This window comes from Spirillospora sp. NPDC047279 (assembly GCF_040643285.1).
Taxonomy (GTDB): Bacteria; Actinomycetota; Actinomycetes; order Streptosporangiales; family Streptosporangiaceae; genus Spirillospora.
Window position 1 is genome coordinate 83,733 of record NZ_JBEYUA010000019.1, and the last position, 17,649, is coordinate 101,381.

The 17,649-nt window shown below is 73.8% G+C and carries 19 protein-coding genes; 7 read left to right on the top strand and 12 right to left on the bottom strand.

Annotation, left to right across the window (positions count from 1 at the left end; all coding sequences use genetic code 11):
• Positions 1 to 74 precede the first annotated feature (74 nt).
• A complete protein-coding gene (locus ABZ810_RS38050) occupies positions 75 to 1,013 on the top strand; it encodes a LysR family transcriptional regulator (protein ID WP_358411677.1) in 939 nt (312 codons plus the stop codon).
• Positions 1,014 to 1,023: 10 nt separating this feature from the next.
• On the opposite strand, the gene ABZ810_RS38055 is transcribed toward ABZ810_RS38050, so the two are convergent.
• The 3 genes from ABZ810_RS38055 to ABZ810_RS38065 all read right to left on the bottom strand — a co-directional run bounded on the left by ABZ810_RS38055 (position 1,024) and on the right by ABZ810_RS38065 (position 3,911).
• Entirely contained in the window at positions 1,024 to 1,248 is a 225-nt protein-coding gene (locus ABZ810_RS38055) for a hypothetical protein (RefSeq protein ID WP_358411678.1), read from the bottom strand.
• A gap of 120 nt (positions 1,249 to 1,368) precedes the next feature.
• Positions 1,369 to 2,970, bottom strand: a complete 1,602-nt coding sequence (locus ABZ810_RS38060; protein ID WP_358411679.1) for an ABC transporter permease — start codon at positions 2,968 to 2,970, stop codon at positions 1,369 to 1,371.
• Positions 2,967 to 3,911: an ABC transporter ATP-binding protein gene (locus ABZ810_RS38065; RefSeq protein WP_358411680.1), complete on the bottom strand. Its 945-nt coding sequence runs from the start codon at positions 3,909 to 3,911 to the stop codon at positions 2,967 to 2,969. The genes ABZ810_RS38060 and ABZ810_RS38065 overlap by 4 nt, the downstream gene beginning before the upstream one ends.
• Before the next feature lie 88 nt (positions 3,912 to 3,999).
• On the opposite strand from ABZ810_RS38065, the gene ABZ810_RS38070 reads away from it, so the two are divergent.
• The gene (locus ABZ810_RS38070) at positions 4,000 to 4,515 is read left to right on the top strand and encodes a MarR family transcriptional regulator (protein WP_358411682.1); all 516 of its coding nucleotides are present in this window, start codon (positions 4,000 to 4,002) and stop codon (positions 4,513 to 4,515) included.
• Positions 4,516 to 4,692: 177 nt separating this feature from the next.
• Positions 4,693 to 6,564, top strand: coding sequence for a chromosome segregation ATPase (locus tag ABZ810_RS38075; RefSeq protein ID WP_358411683.1), 1,872 nt, complete (start codon positions 4,693 to 4,695; stop codon positions 6,562 to 6,564).
• A gap of 22 nt (positions 6,565 to 6,586) precedes the next feature.
• Here the strand turns inward: ABZ810_RS38075 and ABZ810_RS38080 are convergent, their stop codons facing one another.
• The 3 genes from ABZ810_RS38080 to ABZ810_RS38090 all read right to left on the bottom strand — a co-directional run bounded on the left by ABZ810_RS38080 (position 6,587) and on the right by ABZ810_RS38090 (position 8,476).
• On the bottom strand, positions 6,587 to 6,802 hold the full coding sequence (locus tag ABZ810_RS38080) for a hypothetical protein (RefSeq protein ID WP_358411684.1): 216 nt from the start codon (positions 6,800 to 6,802) through the stop codon (positions 6,587 to 6,589).
• Between the two features lie 177 nt (positions 6,803 to 6,979).
• Entirely contained in the window at positions 6,980 to 7,669 is a 690-nt protein-coding gene (locus ABZ810_RS38085) for a hypothetical protein (protein WP_358411685.1), read from the bottom strand.
• A gap of 291 nt (positions 7,670 to 7,960) precedes the next feature.
• Complete coding sequence (locus ABZ810_RS38090; protein WP_358411687.1) at positions 7,961 to 8,476, bottom strand: hypothetical protein; 516 nt, start codon at positions 8,474 to 8,476, stop codon at positions 7,961 to 7,963.
• A gap of 290 nt (positions 8,477 to 8,766) precedes the next feature.
• On the opposite strand from ABZ810_RS38090, the gene ABZ810_RS38095 reads away from it, so the two are divergent.
• The 3 genes from ABZ810_RS38095 to ABZ810_RS38105 all read left to right on the top strand — a co-directional run bounded on the left by ABZ810_RS38095 (position 8,767) and on the right by ABZ810_RS38105 (position 10,967).
• The gene (locus tag ABZ810_RS38095) at positions 8,767 to 9,450 is read left to right on the top strand and encodes an arginase family protein (protein WP_358411689.1); all 684 of its coding nucleotides are present in this window, start codon (positions 8,767 to 8,769) and stop codon (positions 9,448 to 9,450) included.
• Positions 9,451 to 9,584: 134 nt separating this feature from the next.
• Positions 9,585 to 10,406 (top strand): ATP-binding cassette domain-containing protein, encoded by an 822-nt coding sequence (locus ABZ810_RS38100; protein WP_358411690.1) that lies wholly within the window; start codon positions 9,585 to 9,587, stop codon positions 10,404 to 10,406.
• 183 nt (positions 10,407 to 10,589) lie between these two features.
• Positions 10,590 to 10,967: a nuclear transport factor 2 family protein gene (locus ABZ810_RS38105; protein WP_358411692.1), complete on the top strand. Its 378-nt coding sequence runs from the start codon at positions 10,590 to 10,592 to the stop codon at positions 10,965 to 10,967.
• 140 nt (positions 10,968 to 11,107) lie between these two features.
• Here ABZ810_RS38105 and ABZ810_RS38110 read toward each other — a convergent pair whose 3' ends face one another.
• The 4 genes from ABZ810_RS38110 to ABZ810_RS38125 are packed head-to-tail and all read right to left on the bottom strand — an operon-like array spanning position 11,108 to position 15,868.
• Positions 11,108 to 12,445 (bottom strand): AAA domain-containing protein, encoded by a 1,338-nt coding sequence (locus ABZ810_RS38110; protein WP_358411694.1) that lies wholly within the window; start codon positions 12,443 to 12,445, stop codon positions 11,108 to 11,110.
• Positions 12,442 to 13,917 carry a hypothetical protein gene (locus ABZ810_RS38115; protein ID WP_358411696.1) on the bottom strand — a complete coding sequence of 492 codons (1,476 nt, stop codon included), beginning with the start codon at positions 13,915 to 13,917 and terminating at the stop codon, positions 12,442 to 12,444. Before ABZ810_RS38115 ends, ABZ810_RS38110 begins: the two co-directional genes overlap by 4 nt.
• Positions 13,914 to 15,059 (bottom strand): hypothetical protein, encoded by a 1,146-nt coding sequence (locus tag ABZ810_RS38120; protein ID WP_358411698.1) that lies wholly within the window; start codon positions 15,057 to 15,059, stop codon positions 13,914 to 13,916. Before ABZ810_RS38120 ends, ABZ810_RS38115 begins: the two co-directional genes overlap by 4 nt.
• Entirely contained in the window at positions 15,059 to 15,868 is an 810-nt protein-coding gene (locus ABZ810_RS38125) for a hypothetical protein (protein WP_358411700.1), read from the bottom strand. The genes ABZ810_RS38120 and ABZ810_RS38125 overlap by 1 nt, the downstream gene beginning before the upstream one ends.
• Before the next feature lie 159 nt (positions 15,869 to 16,027).
• On the opposite strand from ABZ810_RS38125, the gene ABZ810_RS38130 reads away from it, so the two are divergent.
• On the top strand, positions 16,028 to 16,468 hold the full coding sequence (locus ABZ810_RS38130) for a CBS domain-containing protein (protein WP_358411702.1): 441 nt from the start codon (positions 16,028 to 16,030) through the stop codon (positions 16,466 to 16,468).
• Between the two features lie 101 nt (positions 16,469 to 16,569).
• Here the strand turns inward: ABZ810_RS38130 and ABZ810_RS38135 are convergent, their stop codons facing one another.
• Both ABZ810_RS38135 and ABZ810_RS38140 read right to left on the bottom strand, forming a co-directional pair.
• Entirely contained in the window at positions 16,570 to 17,172 is a 603-nt protein-coding gene (locus ABZ810_RS38135; RefSeq protein ID WP_358411704.1) for a class I SAM-dependent methyltransferase, read from the bottom strand.
• A gap of 58 nt (positions 17,173 to 17,230) precedes the next feature.
• Positions 17,231 to 17,647, bottom strand: coding sequence for a VOC family protein (locus ABZ810_RS38140; RefSeq protein WP_358411706.1), 417 nt, complete (start codon positions 17,645 to 17,647; stop codon positions 17,231 to 17,233).
• Between the last annotated feature and the right edge of the window lie 2 nt (positions 17,648 to 17,649).

Below are 17,649 nucleotides of genomic sequence, written 5' to 3' on the forward strand. Positions count from 1 at the left end.
GCTGTTCAGGCGGGGTGTCCAACAGCCGTTGACGCCGTTTTGACAACCGGAGGTTGTTAATTCACCCTGAGGGCATGGACGTGGATCTCCATGGCCTGCGCGCCTTCGTGGCCACCGCCGAGGAGATGCACTTCGGCCGGGCGGCCGAACGCCTGTACCTCAGCCAGCAGGCTCTCTCCAAGCGGGTGCGGCGGCTGGAGGAGGCGCTCGGGCAGCCGCTGTTCGAGCGGACCACGCGGCGGGTCGAGCTGACCCCCGCCGGGCGCCGGCTGCTGCCCAGGGCGCGGGAGGCGCTGGCGGCGGTGGACGCCGCGGTCGACGCCGTCCGCGAACGCGGCGGACGGCTGCGCGTCGACGTCTTCGACGAACGTTTCAGCCCGCTCGGCGTGCTGCGCGGGCTCCTCGACCGCGACCCGGGGCTCCGGATCGAGCCGAGCATGCGGCAGGGGCTGGCGAACGCGCTGCCCGCGGTCCAGAGCAGGGAGATCGACGCCGCGTTCGGGCAGGTCCACGACCTGGGCGCGCCGCCGCCACCCGAGCTGACCCACCGGTTGTCGCACGTCCGGCCCATGCACGCCTTCGTCGGCGCGGCGCACCCGCTGGCGGGACGCGAGGAGATGCGCCCGGAGGAGCTGAGGGACGCCGGGATCGTGATGCCCGACCCGGGCGACGCGACCGAGGCGCGCGGGTTCCTCACGCGGCTCGCCGGCCGTTTCGGCATCCCGATCCGCTTCACCGAGCCCGCCGTCGGGCAGCGCCACTACGGCGAGATCGTCAGCCGCGAGGGGCGCGCGGTGGCGCTGGGGGAGGAGAGCATCGAGGTGCCGCGGGGCTCGGGCCTGCACCGCATCCGCCTGGTGGCCCCCGTCCCGCTGGCGCCGTGGTCGGTGGTCTGGCACCGGGACAACCGCAACCCGCAGCTGCGGCGGATGTTGCGGCTGCTGGGCGAGCCCGATCTGCCCGCGCGCGACGACCCCGCGTACTGGCTCCCCGAGCCCTACCGCCTCGCCTGAGGACGCCCGGTCAGACGGCCTCGCCCGCGAAGAGCTCCAGGTGGGCGCACCGCGTGCAGCGGAACGCGTCGACCCGCCAGCGCTGCTTGCCCATGCGCTTGACCCCGCCGAAGATCCCGCGTTGCAGTGGCCCGGCGATCCAGCGCGCGTACCCCCGGGAGGACTCGCCCGAGTCCTCGATGAACCCCGGCTCCAGCCCCGGAGAGCCGCACTGCGTGCACGCCATGTCAGACATCAGCGGAGCATAGCGGCCTGAATCTCGGACGGGACGACGGCTGACACGCCGAACCGGGCGCGGCGCTCCCAAGGGATCGCCGCGCCCGCGATCGGACGGCCCTGGCGCGTTCAGGCGCGGTCAGGCGGTGAGGTCCCGGCGGCGGAAGCCGTACAGGCCCGCCGCGATCAGCACCGCCGCGACCGCGAGCAGCCCGGCGATCGGCGCCGCGGTCAGGTCACCGCCCGGCATGCGCGGCGTGTGCGCGAACGGCGACACGTCCATCAGCCAGCCCGGCAGCTCGAACAGCGGCCCGAGCTCGCCGAGCAGCAGGAACGCGACCAGCGCCGCCCAGCCCGCGACCGCGAACCGCGGCACGAGCCCGAACGCGGCGATCACGATCGCGACGATGACCCAGACGGCCGGGATCTGCACGAGCGCGGCGCCCGTGAGGCGGCCCACCTCGCCCATGTCGGAGGTCGCGCCGCCGTACGACAGCCCGGCGCCGAAGCCGACCACGGCCAGGATCAGCGCGGCGCCCGCGAGGGCGATGACCAGGTGACTGAGCGCCCAGGAGACCCGCCCGACCGCGGTGGCCAGCACGGGCTCGGCACGCTGCGCGGTCTCCTCGGTGCGCAGGCGCATCGCCGACTGCACCCCGAACGCGGCGACGAAGACCCCGACGAAGCCGAGTTCGGTCGCGAGGAAGGCGTCGGTGAGGTTCTGCGCGTTGCCGCCGAGCTTCTCGATGAAGTCCTTGGCGTTGCCGCCCGACACCATGTCGTCCACATTGGTGGCGATGCTGCCGAACAGCAGGCCGCCGGCGAACCCGCCGATCGTCCAGCCGATCACCGAGCCGCGCTGCAGCCGCCACGCCAGGCCGAACGGGCTGCCCAGCCTCCGCCCCGCGGTCGCCGGACCCGGCCGGTCGGGCAACAGCCCGGCACCCAGGTCGCGCCGTGCCACCAGACCGTAGGCGAGGCCGATCATCACGGCCGCGAACACGACCGTGAGCCCCGCGACCCACCAGCGGTCGCCCGCGTACGGCCGGAACTGCTGGCCCCAGCCGATCGGCGACAACCACGACAACCACTGCGGCCCGTTCGCGTCGGACGTGTCGCCGACGGCCCGGATCAGGTAGAACGCGCCGAGCGCCGCCATGGAGAAGCCGACGGCCGTACGGGCGCTCTCGGTCAGCTGGGCGATGACGGCCGCGACGGCGCCGAACGCGATGCCCACGCTCGCCCAGGCCAGGCCGGAGGCGAACGAGCCGGCCACGGGCAGGCCCGCGGCGACGAGGCCCAGCGCGGCCAGCAGGCCGATCGCCAGGTTGGCGAGACCGGCGACCACCAGGGCGGCGGTCAGCGGCGCGCGGCGGCCGACGACGGTGGCGCCGAGGAGCTCCAGCCGCCCGGTCTCCTCCTCCTGCCGGGTGTGCCGGACGACGATGATGACGGTCAGGATCGCCGCCATCAGCGAGCCGAAGACGTTCATCTTCAGCATCGACACCGCGCCGAGCGACGTCGGGTCGTAGACCTTGCCGTAGAGCGCGACCAGCGAGGGGGTGTCGTTGGTGCTGGAGGCCAGCTCCACCCGGTCCTCGACGGTGGGGTAGAGGCCCTTGGTCGACGAGGCGGTGGACGAGGCCGTCAGCACGAAGAGGGCCGTCCAGATCGGCAGCATCACCCGGTCGCGCCGCAGTGCGAGGCGGGCCAGCCCGCCGGTGCCCGTCAGCTGCTTCATCGCGCGGCCCCCTCCGCGCTTTCGCCCCCCGCGCCGGCGCCCGCGCCTTCGGCGTGCAGGTCGTCCTCGTAGTGCCGGAGGAACAGCTCCTCGAGGGTCGGCGGCTGGCTGGTGAGGCTCACCACGCCGGACTGCACGATCTGCTTCAGCACCGGGTCGAGCCGGTCGGTGTCGACCTCCAGCTTGACCTTGTTGCCGTCGATCTCGACGTCGTGCACGCCGGGGAGCGAGGACACGCCGTTCGGCGGCGAGGCGAGCTCGGCCTGGATGGACGTGCGGGTCAGGTGGCGCAGCTCGGTGAGCGTGCCGGACTCGACCGCGCGGCCCTTGCGGATGATGGTGACGCGGTCGCAGAGCGCCTCGACCTCACTGAGGATGTGGCTGGAGAGCAGCACGGTGCGGCCGCTCCTGCGCTCGTCCTGGATGCACTCCTGGAAGACCTCCTCCATCAGCGGGTCCAGGCCCGAGGTCGGCTCGTCCAGGATCAGCAGCTCGACGTCGGAGGCGAGGGCGGCGATGAGGCCGACCTTCTGCCGGTTGCCCTTGGAGTAGGCGCGTCCCTTCTTCCTGGGGTCCAGTTCGAAACGTTCCAAGAGTTCCTGGCGCCGCCGCTGGTTCAGCCCGCCGCGCAGCCGCCCGAGGAGGTCGATGACCTCGCCGCCGGTCAGGTTGGGCCAGAGCGTGACGTCGCCCGGCACGTAGGCGAGCCTGCGGTGCAGCTCGGTGGCCTCGCGCCACGGGTCGCCGCCCAGCAGCTCCGCCTGGCCGGCGTCCGCCCGCAGAAGCCCGAGGAGGACCCTGATGGTCGTCGATTTGCCCGCGCCGTTCGGGCCCAGGAAACCGTGCACCTCGCCGCTGGTGACGGTGAGGTCGAGCTCATCGAGTGCGCGTGTGCGGCCGAACGTCTTGACGAGGCCGCGCACCGAGATGGCGGTGTTCATGATTCACAACATACACTAGTTTCATAAATTCGTGAATCTTATGAATACGTTAAAATGGGAGGCCTTCTACCTGGGGAGATGATGTCGAGTGACCGACCCGAGCCCGAACGTGCGTGACGACGTGGCGGTCCTGCAGTACGTCGAGAGGTTCGCCGCGATGCTGGCCGACAGTGGCTGGCCGCGTATGGCCGCCCGGGTGTTCGTGGTCCTGATGGTCACCGACTCCGGTTCGCTGACGGCCGCCGAGATCGGCCGGACGTTGCAGGTCAGCCCGGCGGCGGTGTCCGGGGCCGTGCGCTGGCTGACCACGTACCGCCTGGCCTCGCGCGAACGGGAGCCGGGCTCGCGGCGCGACATCTTCCGCGTGCGCAACGACGCCTGGCAGGACGCGCTGGCCAGCCGCGACGCGCTCCTCGCGCACTACACCTCCGGCCTCGCGGAGGGGTCCAAACTCGTCGGCGAGGACACGGTGGCGGGGCGGCGGCTGGCCGAGGCGTCCGAGTTCTTCGAGTTCGTCCGCGCGGAACTCGCCGGGCTGATGGACCGCTGGCGCGAGTACAAGGCGACGGACGGTCAGGGCGGCGCTGGCGCCGGGGCCGGGTGAGGCGCGGGGCGGGACGGGGTGGGGGCGAGGGTCTGCGCAGGGTGAGGGCGAGGTCTGCGCGGGGAGAGGCCGAGGCCGGGCCAGGTATTGACACCTGACGATAGATATCGGCGTGGGGGTCCCCACATACCCCCCAAGTCACTGCAGCCTCGCTTAAGTGTGCGTATCGTTCATTCCATGCCTAACAGCGATGAGCGCGACAATGACGGCCCGAAGGAGAGGGCCGTGCCCCCGCAGGTGAACGGATCCGCAGGTCAGGGCCACGCACCCCGCGGTCCGGGACGGGACGCCGTCGCGCCGTCGCCCAAGGAGGAGACGGCGGTGGCCCGTGTCGGCGACCCCGTCGCGGTGTGGCCCTGCGCCAACTGCGGGCGTCCGGTGCCGCAGCCGCTGGGCAGCGTCCGCGCCATCCGCTTCTGCCAGGACAACGACGGCGCGTGCGCCCGCGAGGCGATGGAGCGCCGCGAACGCGGCCGCGAGGCGCCCGGCCTCACCGGGCAGGTGGCCGCCACCTGGGACATGGTCGAACGGCTGGAGCGTTCGGCCGACCTGCTCGCCGAGTCGCTGACGTCCGAGCTGAGCGTCGCCGGGGTCGAGAAGCGCGTCGCCGAGGTGCGCGCCGAGGCCGCGCGCGAGCTGGCGATCGCGCAGAACGAGCGCGACGCCTCCCAGCGCCAGGCCGAGGAGGCCTACCAGGAGGCCGCGTCGTCGCGGCAGCGCGCCGAGAGCGCCGAGAAGGAGGCCGCCCGCGCCCGCGACGAGGCCAAGCGCGCGACCGCCAAGCGGGACGCCGCGCAGCAGGCCTGGGAAGAGGCGCACCAGATCGCCCAGCAGGCGGTCTCGGCCAAGCTCGCGGCCGAGAGCGAGCGCGACCGCATCGCCGCCCGCGAGACCGAGCTGCTCGCCGCCCTCGAGGCCGGCCGCGCCGAGATGGTCACCCTGCACGCCAAGGTCGCCGAGACCGAGGGGGCCGCCGAGAAACTGCGCGTCGAGGCGGCGGTCGCCCGCCAGGGCGCCGAGGACCTGCGCACCGCCATGCGCGACACCGAGGCGCAGCGCCAGCGGGCGATGCAGTCGGCCAGCAAGGCCGAGGCCGAGAGCACGGCCGCCGTGCGCGCGAAGTCGGAGGCCGAGGCCGAGGCGGCCCGCGCCGTCGCCCGCGCCGAGGAGGCGGTCAAGGAGCGCGACGCCGCGCAGACGCTCGCGCAGCAGGCCGCCGGTGAACGCGACGAGCTGTCGAGCACGGTCAACGACCAGGCGATCCAGCTGCGGCAGCTGTCGCAGTCGGTCGCCGAGCAGCAGGCCGCCCTGACCGCGCTCGCCGAGGAACGCGACGCGGCGCGCGCCGAGGCCGACCGGGCCCGGCGCCAGATCGACCAGCTGACGCACAACACCCTGTCGTCCAACATGCCGCCCTCGTCGGCGCCCTCCGGCCCGATGATCGTCGGCCTGCCGGGCGGCCTGCCCGGCAACGGGGTGCCGCAGCAGGGCGGCGGGATGCCCCAGCCGTCCGGCCGGCCCGCGCACGGCACCGCCATGTCGCCGCTGGGAGCGCCCCCGCCTTCGTCCGCCGGCGGCATGTCGCAGAGCGGCGGCTACCCGCGGCCTGGCGAGTACGGCCCGTCCGGCGACTACGGGAAGCCCGGTGAGTACGGCTCCTCCGGCGACTACGGCACGCCCGGTGACTACGGCAAGCCGGGCGACTACAAGCCGGGCGACTACAAGCCGGGCGAGTACGGGAAGCCCGGCGACTACGGGCCCGCCGCCGACCGCGGCCCGTCCGCCGACTACGCGCCGTCCGGCGAGTACCCCAGGCCCGGCGAGTACGGCAAGCCCGGCGAGCACGGCAGGCCGGGCGACCTTCCGTTGTCGACCGGGCCGACGGCGTTCCCGGCGCCGCCGCCCCCGCCGTCGAACGCGCCGTCCGCTCTCGGGCAGCCCCCGACCAGCGGGAGTTACCCGATGAGCGGCGGCGACCCGGCCCCGCGCACCGACCGGGCGGGCGACCTCACGCTGGACCGCGAGGACCCGCTCTTCGCCGGCCCGTGACGGGGCCGCCGGGCACCGCCGCTCAGCGGGCCCGGGCGATCAGGTAGATCACCAGCAGCGACAGGCTGACGATCAATAGGGCGTGCAGGCGCTCCCGTGCGGCGGCCTGCCGCAGGTTGGAGACACGCTGCCGTCCGACGCGCACGTCGAACAGGGCGCGGCGGGCACGCTCCCATGAAGTGCCCATGTACGCCGCGAGCGCCGCCACGCCGAGGATGAGGAATCCGCTTCCGCTCATCTGACCCGACCTCCATTGGCCGTGGGTGCTCAGACTGATGGCATCGCTAGGTATTGAAGGCAATGCTCCCGCGGGCGGGTCGCGTCATGCGACACATTTTCGAGCCGGCACCTCAAAATGGGTCTAACGGCATCAGATCAGCGGGACTTCCGTCCTGCGGAGTCCGGGACCTGTGCCTCACGTCCCGAAGCGCTCGGGGTCGATTTCGATCCAGATCTGCTCCGCGCGCCCCAGCAGCCGCCCGTCGGCACCGTAGACGGCGGTCGCCGCATGCAGCTTGCGGCCCTCACGGCTGCGCGCCAGCCCCATGACCACGCAGCGTTCACCCTCCGCCGGGAGACCGGTCACCTGAGCGGTCATCGTGCCGAGCACCATCGGGCGCCCGGACGAGTCGAACGCCCACGCCCCGGGGCAGTCGAGCGCGGCCCACACCGTCGCCTCGTCCGGTGTGCCGACGGGCTCCCAGGGGGAGGCGACGATCCCGTCCCCGACCAGGCCGGGCTCGAGCCGGAGGCCGTCGCCGGCGTCGCGCTCGGGCCCGCACACGTAGCAGCGCGGGAACGGGTGCTCCTTGTTGCGGCGGAACTTCTCGGCGGCCTCGAGGGCCTGCTCGAACGGCACGGGCGGCACGGGAGGCACCGCGATCGCCCCCGTACGGGCCTCGGCGATCAGCCGTTCGCCGTCCCAGAGCCGCACGTCGTGGCCCCGGTCGTCCTCCTGCGTGACCGCGAGCCCGATGCCCAGCGGCGGCGGGAGCCGCAGCGTGACGGTGACCGTGTCGGTGGGGACGTGCCCGGCCAGCAGCCCGGCGGCGTAGCCGCCGTTGGCCGAGCCGTCAGGGCCGTGGAACCGCGTCTCGATGAACATCTCTACCCCCGGAGTACTGAATCCGCCCAAAACGCGATAGATCATATTGAGGCGCTCGGACGTTTCCACTCCCCGGCCCCCGCCGAACAGAGCGCCTCACCTTGTGTACGGAGCGAAGCAGCCGAAGTGCCCGGCCCGCCGGACATCCGCCGGATTGTTATGTCGACGCGGGCGCCGACCTGGGCGCCGACCTGGGCGCGGACATCGACGCGGACGCCGACGCGAGCGCGGACGCGGGCGCGGACGTCGACACGGCGGGGTGCTCGGAACGCCGCGGCGCGGGGCGGGCGCTCAGAGGGCGCGGGACGGTTGCGGCCGTCCCGGGCGGGTGGTGAAGAAGACCGAGAAGGAACCCTTGAGGCGGGCGCGCACGGTCTCCTCGTCGACCGGCCCCTCCGCCGGCACGGGCGTGAGCTCCAGGGCGCGCGCGATCAGCAGGTCGATCTTGCGGTCGGCGACCAGGACCGAGCACGTGTCGCAGGAGTACCACGGGTAGAGCATGTTGAGCACGGCCACGGCCGTGTCGTCGTCGGACAGCTGGGTGGTGTCGAGCTCGACCTCGAACATGTCGGTGTCCTCGGGGTCGAGCGTCGGGTAGTAGAGCCAGCTCGGGCCCTCGCCGCCGCAGAAGTCGCAACCCTGGTCCCGCGGCGCGGCCGTGCCCACCGCGAGCTCGAGCTCGTGGTCCCAGGGCTCCACCCGCTGGTTGTGGCGATAACCCACCCCGTCCAGCGAGCCTTCCCGGTTGTGCGTCACGTCGTGCACCTCACCGCCGCAGCGGGCGCACATGAAGCCGATCTCCTCCATGCCCCCTCCGGTGATCGCTGTGGCACCGGATCTCACAGTATCCGGCGGCGGGCCCGCCTCACACCCGGCCCGCGCGAGGGAGGGCCGTTACAGATGGTAAAGATAGCCACATGGTGGACATCTCGGTGATCAAAATCCCGCAATGGCAGGGCTCGAGCCGTTCACCTGCGCATGCTCGCGATCTCGCCACCGGGGCGGCCCTCCTGGCCGACACCGTACCCGCGATCCGCCGCCGGACCGTGCCGGTACCCGAAAACCCCGGTGTTCCCGCAGCTCCGGGCCCTGGAGAGGTGCGCGGTCTGGACGTTCTCACCGAGATCGCGGACGGGGCGCGCAGGGCGGTGGCCGAGCGTGCCGGTGACCTTATTGTCACCGTCGGTGGTGACTGCGGGGTCGAGCTGGCACCGGTGTCCGCGGCGGCCGAACGGTACGGCGACGGGCTCGCGGTCGTCTGGTTCGACGCGCACGGTGACCTCAACACCCCCGGGTCGTCGCCGTCCCACGCGTTCCACGGCATGATCCTCAGGACCCTGCTCGGCGACGGCCCGCAGGCACTCCTCCCCGCCCGCCCGCTCCGTCCCGACCAGGTCGTGCTGGCAGGCGTCCGAGCCCTCGACCCCGCCGAACAGTCCTACGCCACCGCAACCGGCCTTCGCCGGCTCTCACCCCGAACCCTCACCGCCCAACCTCCGAACGGTGCCACGAATGCCGTGGTGGCGGCGGTCGGGGAGACCGGGGCGGAGGCCGTCTACATCCATGTCGACCTGGACGTGCTCGACCCGGGAACGTTCGGGTCGCAGAGCTGTCCCGAGCCCGGCGGCATCACCCCCGAGACGCTGGAGGCGGCCGTACGCGCCCTGACCGCGCGTTTCGAGCTCGCCGGGCTCGGCATCACCGAGTACCGGCCGCTCCGGGAGCGTGACCAGGACACGCTGCGGACCCTGGTGCCCAGGCTGCTCCACGGGCTCGGATAACGTGAACGAGCCGTTCTGACGCTCGCGTCCCGGTGATCCCGGCCGTCGTCGTACGCCACGTCCGCCGCACGCCGGCCGCCGCGCCACCCCCGTTCGCGCCGCCCCGTGCCGTGAAACCCGAACGGGAGGTCCCCTTGTCCCTCACGCCCGCGCCGACCGACATCGTGCTCAACGCCGACAAGGTGGATCTCGTCCGCGAGCGGCGGCTCCTGCTCGACCAGGTCTCGATGACGGTCCTCACCGGGGAGCACTGGGCGCTGCTCGGCCCCAACGGCGCGGGCAAGAGCACGCTGCTCGGCATCCTGGGCGCCTACACCCATCCGACCCGCGGCTCGGCGGAGATCCTCGGCCACCGCCTGGGCCGGGTGAACGTGCACGACCTGCGCGCGCTGATCGGCCAGGTCAATCCGCGGCATCCGCTGGAGTCGGCGCGCACCGTCCGGGAGATCGTCCTCACCGGCGCGACCGGCACCATCGAGCTGGTGCCGCGCTGGACGCCCGCCGAGGACGAGCTGCGTCGCGCCGACGAGCTGATCGAGCTGATGGGGCTCACCAGGATCACCGGCGCGCGGTGGCCGAACCTCTCGCAGGGGGAACGCGGCCGGGCGCTGATCGCCCGCGCGCTGATGCCCGAGCCGCGCCTGCTGCTCATGGACGAGCCCGCGACCGGCCTCGACCTCGCGGCCCGGGAACGCCTGCTGACGAGCATCGACGAGATCAGGCAGAGCCGTCCGGAGCTGACGACCGTGCTCGTCACCCACCACCTGGAGGAACTGCCCGCCAGCACCAGCCACGCCCTGCTGCTGCGCGACGGCGGCGTGCTCGCGGCGGGCCCGGCGGACGAGGTGCTCACCACCGAGCTCGTCAGCGCCTGCTTCGACCACCCGGTGACGATCACCCGCGCCAACGCCCGCTGGACCGCGACCGCCGCCGTCCGGCCCAGCGCGCAGGCCTGAGCCCGGCCGGAGGGACGGCGACGGTGGCGCATCGTCAGTCCCGTCGCACGGCGGCATCGTCAGCGCCGCTCCGACGACGGCGACCTGTCCACGATGAGCTGAACGCCGTCGCCCCCGGGGCTCGGAACCGTCAGGGAGCGTTGGGCGCTGGCGCGCCGGATGCGCGGTTGGCAGCATGGCGGTGTGGACAGGGATGCCGTCGCAAGCTGGGTCGCCGGGTACGAGCGGGCGTGGCGCACGCCCGGTCCCGAGCCGCTCGCCGAGCTGTTCTCGTCGGACGTGTCGTACCTGCCGTCGCCGTGGGCGTCTCCGATCGTGGGCCTGTCCCGGCTCGCCCTGTGGTGGGACGCCGAGCGCGACGGCCCCGAGGAACCGTTCACGTTGACGACCGAGGTCGTCGCCGTCGACGGCGACACCGCGGTGGTCCGGATCTGGGTCGACTACCTGCACGACGACCCGTCCCGCTGGCGCGACCTGTGGATTCTGCGGTTCGACGCCGACGGCCGCTGCGTCAGGTTCGAGGAGTGGCCCTTCGCCCCGGACCAGCCTGACGGGCATTGACCGGCGTGCGCTCTGCGTTCCGGCGTGCGCTCTGCGTTCCGGGGCATCCGGCAGGACGCGTACGCCGTCCACCGAGCCGTTCGCAAGAGGCCGAGCCGTGGCAGAGCCCGGCCGGTGCCAAGCCGCCCCGTCGGGCGGCGCTAATCGTGCGCGCGGACTCGGTGGCGGGCCAGGTGGGCGAGCATGGACTGGTTGGCCTCCCAGCCGTCCGGGAACTTCACCGGGACGCCCAGATGCACCGGGTCGGTGGACGGGTGGGCGTCGAGCAGTTCGGGGATGCCGGCGCGGGCGACGACGACGCACGCGTGGCGGTGCCGCGACGCCAGGACGCACAGGCGGCCCGACTCCAGGTGGAACGCGGTCGCGTCGCGCCGCCCCGACAGCGGGTGCAGGACGACGGTGACGTCGTACTCGCGGCCCTGCAGCCGGTTGGCGGTGTCGACGGTGATGCTCGCGCCGTGCTCGCCCAGCGCGGCGCGGATCGCGGTGACCTGGTCGCGGTGGGCCGCGCCGACGGCGATCCGGTCGGCGCCGACCGGCGCCGACCCCTGCTCGGAGTGGGCGACGCCGCCGCGTTGCAGGAGGCGCACCGCCAGCGCGGCGGTCGCCTGGATCGCCTGCCCGTCGGTGCGCAGCGCGTGCCGGGCGGGCAGCTCGTAGAGCGCCCATCCCGAGGACGCCGCCTCGTCCAGCGCACGGTCGTAGGTGGTGCCCATGCCGCCCGCGGCGTACTCCAGCCGCCGGTCGCCCGGCCCCGTGCCGGAACGGAAACGGGTGAACGGGTAGAACGCGTCCGACACCACCGGGGCCGCCGACGCGGGCAGCCGCCACGAGACCGGGAGCCGGTGCACCGGCAGGTCGGGGTTGTGCGCGAGCAGCACCGACACGGCGCTGCGCATCGGGTCCCACGTCAGGCCGGCCCAGCGTTCGACCTCGACCGTGGAGAACGGGTCGAGCTGTCCCGGGTCGCCCACGAACAGCGCCCGCTCGAACCGCCCGGCGATGCGCAGCAGCATGTCCGAGCGCATCTGGTAGGCCTCGTCGACGATCGCCCACGGCCACGTGCCGTCGGTGAGGGTGGCCCACTTGGCCGCGGTGGCGATCACCACCGTGCGGTCGGCGAGATCGTCGGCCTTGGTCGCGACGCGGACCGAGGCGTGCGCGGTGACGCGCGCCGCGGGCAGGTACGTCGAGGCCGACAGCCGGCCGATGCTCACGTCCGGGTGCTTGCCGGCGATGCGTTCGATGAGGTCGTCGACCTGCTCGTTGGTCTGCGCCACGATCATGAGCCGCTCGCCCGCCGCGGCCAGGTGCGCGGCGGCCCGGACGACCAGCGTGGACTTGCCGGCGCCCGGCGGCGAGTCGACCACCACGCCGCGGTGGCCGCGGGACAGGTCGGCCAGCACGGCGCCGACGACCGCGTCCGCCGCCGCCCCGGGGCCGGTGTCCGGTCCGGGCGCCGCCCCGGTGTCGATCATGACCAGTCCTCCGCCGCGTCGTCGTCGGTGGGCACGTACTCGGCGGGCGGCCCGCCGTGCGTCCAGGGCGTGTCCTCGGCCTCGGGGAACTTCGCCGCCCCCCACGAGCCGACCCCGAGCGAGGTGAAACAGACACGTTCGCCCACCTCGGGCACCACCCCGGGCTCGGGCACCAGCTTGCGGCCCATGCCGCCGGTCAGCTCCAGCAGCACGCCGCCGGCCGCGCCGATCTCGACGATCTTGCCCTTGAGCGCGGGGCGCGCGGCGTTGCAGACGGCGGCGCCGACGTCCAGCTGAAGCGGGTCCTCGGTGCTGACCCGCAGGAGCGGGCGGAGCTTGGGCCGCTTGCCCGACTCGTCCAGCCGGGCCGGGTCGCTCTCGGTGACGACGCCGCCGAACGCCTGCCCCGACAGCCGGTGCTCGGCCATGACCAGCGGGTCGTCGAACGCCCGCTGCGCGTCGTAGGCGTCCTGTGCGCGTTCGAGGTCGTGCAGGCGGCGCGCGGCCCGCACGGCGGGGTCGCGCCGCGCCTGCGGATGCCCGTCGTCGAACGTCGAGTGGTACCAGGTGAACGCGTCGCGGTCGCGTTCCCAGCGCCCGCCGACGGCGGCGCCCTCGGGCAGCGCGCGCAGCAGGCCGACCGCGCGCCACATGAGGTCCCACGTCGGGGTGAGCTGGGCCGCCAGCACGTCGCGTACCCGCTCCTCGGCGCGGCCGTCGCCGCCGTCGCGGTCGTACGCGGCGATCGCCGGGGCGAGCACCTCGTTGTCGAACGTGGGGTCGGTGGCGGGCCCGGCCGGCGGGGACTCGACGGGGTCTTCGGCGCGGGCCGCCGCCGCGGGCCCGTCCAGGCCCTCGGGCGGGTCGATCCAGCCCAGCAGCGCGGCGAGGTTGCCGTCCTCGAGCGAGCTCTGGCCGGTCGCCCAGTGCAGCCGCAACGTCTCGGTCATCGTCATCAGCAGGCAGGAACCCGGCCTGTCGTGCCGGTCGGCGTACCAGGTGAGCCACCGCCCGAGCCGCGGCACCGACGGGTCGACCGCGTGCGGGCCCTCGGTGCGCCGGAACCGGGTGGACCGGCCGAGCATGCGCAGGAACCCGACCCCGGCGCGGTTGGGCACCAGGATCTGCGGGGCGTCCCCGTAGCGGATCCGCTCCTCGCCGTCCTTGGCCGGCGGCAGCTCCTCGGTCCGGCCGCGGCTCGCCTCGACGTGCTCCAGCACCAGCTTGGCCAGGTCGGCGGCGAACGCGAACCGCAGGTCGCGGTTGCGGGGCTGCGGGACGGCGAGCAGGACCGGGTCGCCGGCCCGGGTGCCGAGCATGACCGCCAGCGGCGCGGCCGCCTCGCCGGCGAGCTTCAGCGGCACCATGACCAGCGGCTCGGCGGCGAGGTGGCAGTGCCGGACCGTGGCCAGCGGCTGGGCGCGGCCGGTGGCCACCGCCTCGAGCTGTGCCAGTGAGGTCAGCGCGCTCATGCGGTCGCAGGGATCACGGCGTACGCGGACTCGGCGGTCGCGGGCCCGCCGGCGGCCGTCGCGGCGGCCAGGGCCTCCCGGCGCAGCCGGGCCGCGGTGCGCAGCCGTTCGGCGGTCTCGGCGAGGTCGGCCGACGGGGTGAGCGAGCCGTCGGCGAGGGCCAGCGCGGTGCCGATCGCGTCGACGCCGCCCAGATCGTCGCGGACGGCCTTGCCGAGCGTTGCGGTGGCGCCGCAGGCCCGCGCCTCGTCGCGGCAGAAGAACGCCATCTCGCAGGTCGCCATGCACTCGGGCGCGTAGCGGGCGTCGACGGTGCGCACCGCCTCGGGCAGCGCCGCGTCCTCCAGGTCGAACGTCAGGTCGTCGGGCAGGCCGCCCACGATCTGGTCGACGCGGGTGAGGCGAGCGAGCTGACGTTCGAGCACCGCCAGCTGGGGCCGGACGTCGAGCGGTGTGGCGGCGGGCCGGTTGGAGAAGTTCTCCGGGCAGACCAGGAACACCTCGTGCGACACCCGGCCGGGGTCGGCGCCCAGCTCCTCCAGCAGGCGGCGCAGCGCGAGGACGTAGACCGCCGACTGGCGGGCGGCGGCCGCGACCTGCTCGGGCTCGGCCTGCCCGTCGATGACCGCGAACGACTTGATCTCGATGATGTGGAAACGGCCGCCCAGCTGGAAGGCGATGACGTCCGGTTCGAGATAGGCGGTCTGTCCGGCGATCTCCAGCCGGAGCAGCGGATGGTCGAACAGCGTGCCCTCGCCGCCGAGGGCGCGTTCGACCAGGCGCCGGGTGCGGGCGTGCCGCACCTCGCGGCTCTCGTTGCCGCCGACCACCTCGAGGTCGTCGTAGGCGACCTCCGGCACGTCCAGGCCGAGCCGGTCGCGCAGCAGGGTGAGCAGCTCGGCGCAGCCGTCGGCCTTGACCTGGGCCTCGAACGCGTTGCCGCGGGTGATCGCGAACTGCGACTGGCCGAACGGCGCGGGGAACCCCAGGCGCCGCGCGACCGCGTCCTTGTCGACGCCCGCGGCGTCCATGACCCCGCGCCGGGCGCAGCCGGGATTGGCGGTCAGCGCCGCGATCGTCCGGGCGTCGTGGTTGCGGGGCGTCGCACCGCCGCGCAGCCGTTGCATATCGCTGTCGTGCATCATCGCTCGATCTCTGTGTCGCTCTCGCCGGCGGCCCGCCGGACCGCCCGCAGCCGGTTGCCGAACAGCCGCCCCGCATCGTCGAGCCGCGCCAGGGCACGTTCCGCGGCCCGGTCCCGCTCCCGCCGGTCGGCCTCCTGATGGACGTCCAGCTCCGCCCGCGCGGCCCCGGCCAGCACCGCCGGATCGACTGTACCGACCGACCCCTCCGCCGCACCGGGAATGTTGGCCGCGAAACGCCACAGCAGCCGCTGGACGCCCGGATCGCCGGTCTCGCCGCGTCCGGCATGCTCGGCCAGCCGGATCGCGGCCGTGAGGAAGTCGGTGCGCGCGCTGAGCGGCCCGACGACGCGCCGCGCCGCCGGCCACGTGCTCACCGTCAGGAGCCCGCGCGCGGGGGAGAGCAGGTCGGCCGTCAGCGCCGCGCAGAGGTAGAACGGGCGGGCGTAGGGGGCCGTGCGGAACGAACGTTCCTCGTCGCGGCGCAGGCTCGTGAGCCGCGCGTTCGGGATCTCACCCGGGAAGAACGCCGCGTACACCGAGGAGATCAGCCGCGGCGCCGCGGGCACCTCGAGCAGCGTCAGCGCCTGGTGGACCTGCTCGCGCACCGGGACCAGCCCCCGCGGCGCCTCCTCGGGGGGCCCGGGGGAGCCGAGGACCGCGCGGTCCCAGGCCTCCTCGGCCTGGCGCAGGCGGCTGCGCAGGACCCGCGCCGCCTCCCGGTCGCCGCTCGCGATCGCCCGCCGCACGGCCGCCCGCAGATCCCCGATGTGCGCCTCGAGCGCGTCGGGAGTGGGGGCGTCGATCATGCGCGCGACTGTAGCGTGAGCTCCTGACACTTCCAGTGATTTCCAGTTTCGGAGGCTTTGCCCGACCTAGGCATTCCGTGGTCCCGTCTTTGCCGTAGTGCCCGCTGACCTGGGGAACTGTCTGATCTGCGAGGAATCTTCGAGGGGGAGGAACCTTCCATGACCACGGCACGCGACATCATGCACGCCGGCGCGGAGTGCATCAACGAGGACGAGAGCCTGCTGTCGGCGGCGCGGAAGATGCGCGACCTGGACGTCGGCTCGCTGCCCATCTGCGGCAACGACGACCGGCTCCACGGCATCATCACCGACCGCGACATCGTCGTGAAGTGCGTCTCCGAGGGACGCGACCCGGCGCAGGTCAAGGCCGGGGAGATGGGCACCGACCGGCTGCACCTGGTGAGCGCCACCGACGACGCCGACGCCGTCGTCCGGATGATGGAACGCCACCAGATCCGCCGCGTCCCCGTGATCGACGACAAGCGCCTCGTCGGCATGATCAGCGAAGCGGACCTGGCCCAGCACCTGCCCGAGGACCAGCTCGCCCGGTTCGTCGAGAACGTCTACGCCCCCAGCCGTAACGGCGCCAAGGCCCGGTAAGCCCGGCCGCGTCGCCCGGCCGCGTCGCCCGGCCGCGCCGCCCAGGTGCCCGCCCACGCGCCCCTGCCGGCAGGGGCGCGCCGCCACCGTGGGGCGCGTGGTCAGCGGGGTTTGCGCCAGGTGATCGAGTAGCGCCACAGCAGGTGGCGCTGGAACACCGCGCCCGGCAGGAGCCGCCGGGCCTCGTCGCGTACCTCGCTCCAGGTCATGGCCGGGTCGACGAGCGGCGCGCCGGGATCGCCCGCCCGGCCGCGTTCGCGCAGCCGGTGGTAGTAGTGCGCCGGCAGCCCGGCCGCGCTCAGCGCGCGGTCGCGCACGCCCGCGTTGGCGGCGAGGCTGATCACGACCAGGCTGCCGCCGGGCCGCAGCGTGCCCGCCATGGCGCGCAGCGCCGCGCCGAAGTCCATGTGATGCACGGCCGCCACGCTGCACACGAAGTCGTGGCTCGCGGGCTCCAGATCGCAGGTGAGGAGGTCGGCCTCGACGAACTCGACGTTCGCCTGCCCCGCGCTGAGCTCCCGCGCCTTGGCGATCATCTCCGGCGACGTGTCGAGCCCCGTGACGTGCGCGGCCCGCCCGGCCAGCCTGCGGACCAGCAGCCCGTCGCCGCAGCCGACGTCCAGCGCCCGGCCGCAGCCCCGCGGAACCGCGCCGAGCACCACCGAGTGGTAGTGCGTGTTGTGGTTCCAGTAGTCGCCGGACATCTGTCTCCCTGGTACGCGGGGCTGGTGACACGGGCTGGACGCGCGCTGCGTACGCGGGTCAGGTGCGCTGGTCTCGGCGTAGCGGGTGGGCTTCGGGCACCTCGACCAGCACGATGCGCAGGCTCTCCGGGTCGGTGATCCACATTTCGATGAGCCCCCACGGCTCCTCGCGCGGTCCGCGGGAGATCGTCACGCCCGCCGCCGCCAGCCGTTCGTGCTCCGCCCGCACGTCGCGCACCTGAAGCCAGATCATCGGCCCCTCGGAGTCGGCCGGGGCCTCCGGGACGGCGTCCGTTCCGGGGGAGTGGCCACCGGAGATCTCAAGGAAGCCCGGCCCGAGGAAGAACACCATGCCGGGGGAGTCCGGTGGGCCGAACTCCCGGTAGACCGCCAGCCCGAGCACGTCGCGGTAGAAGCGGCGGCTGCGCTCGAGATCGCGGGGACGGAGCAGGATCCGGCTGCTGAGTACGTCCATGC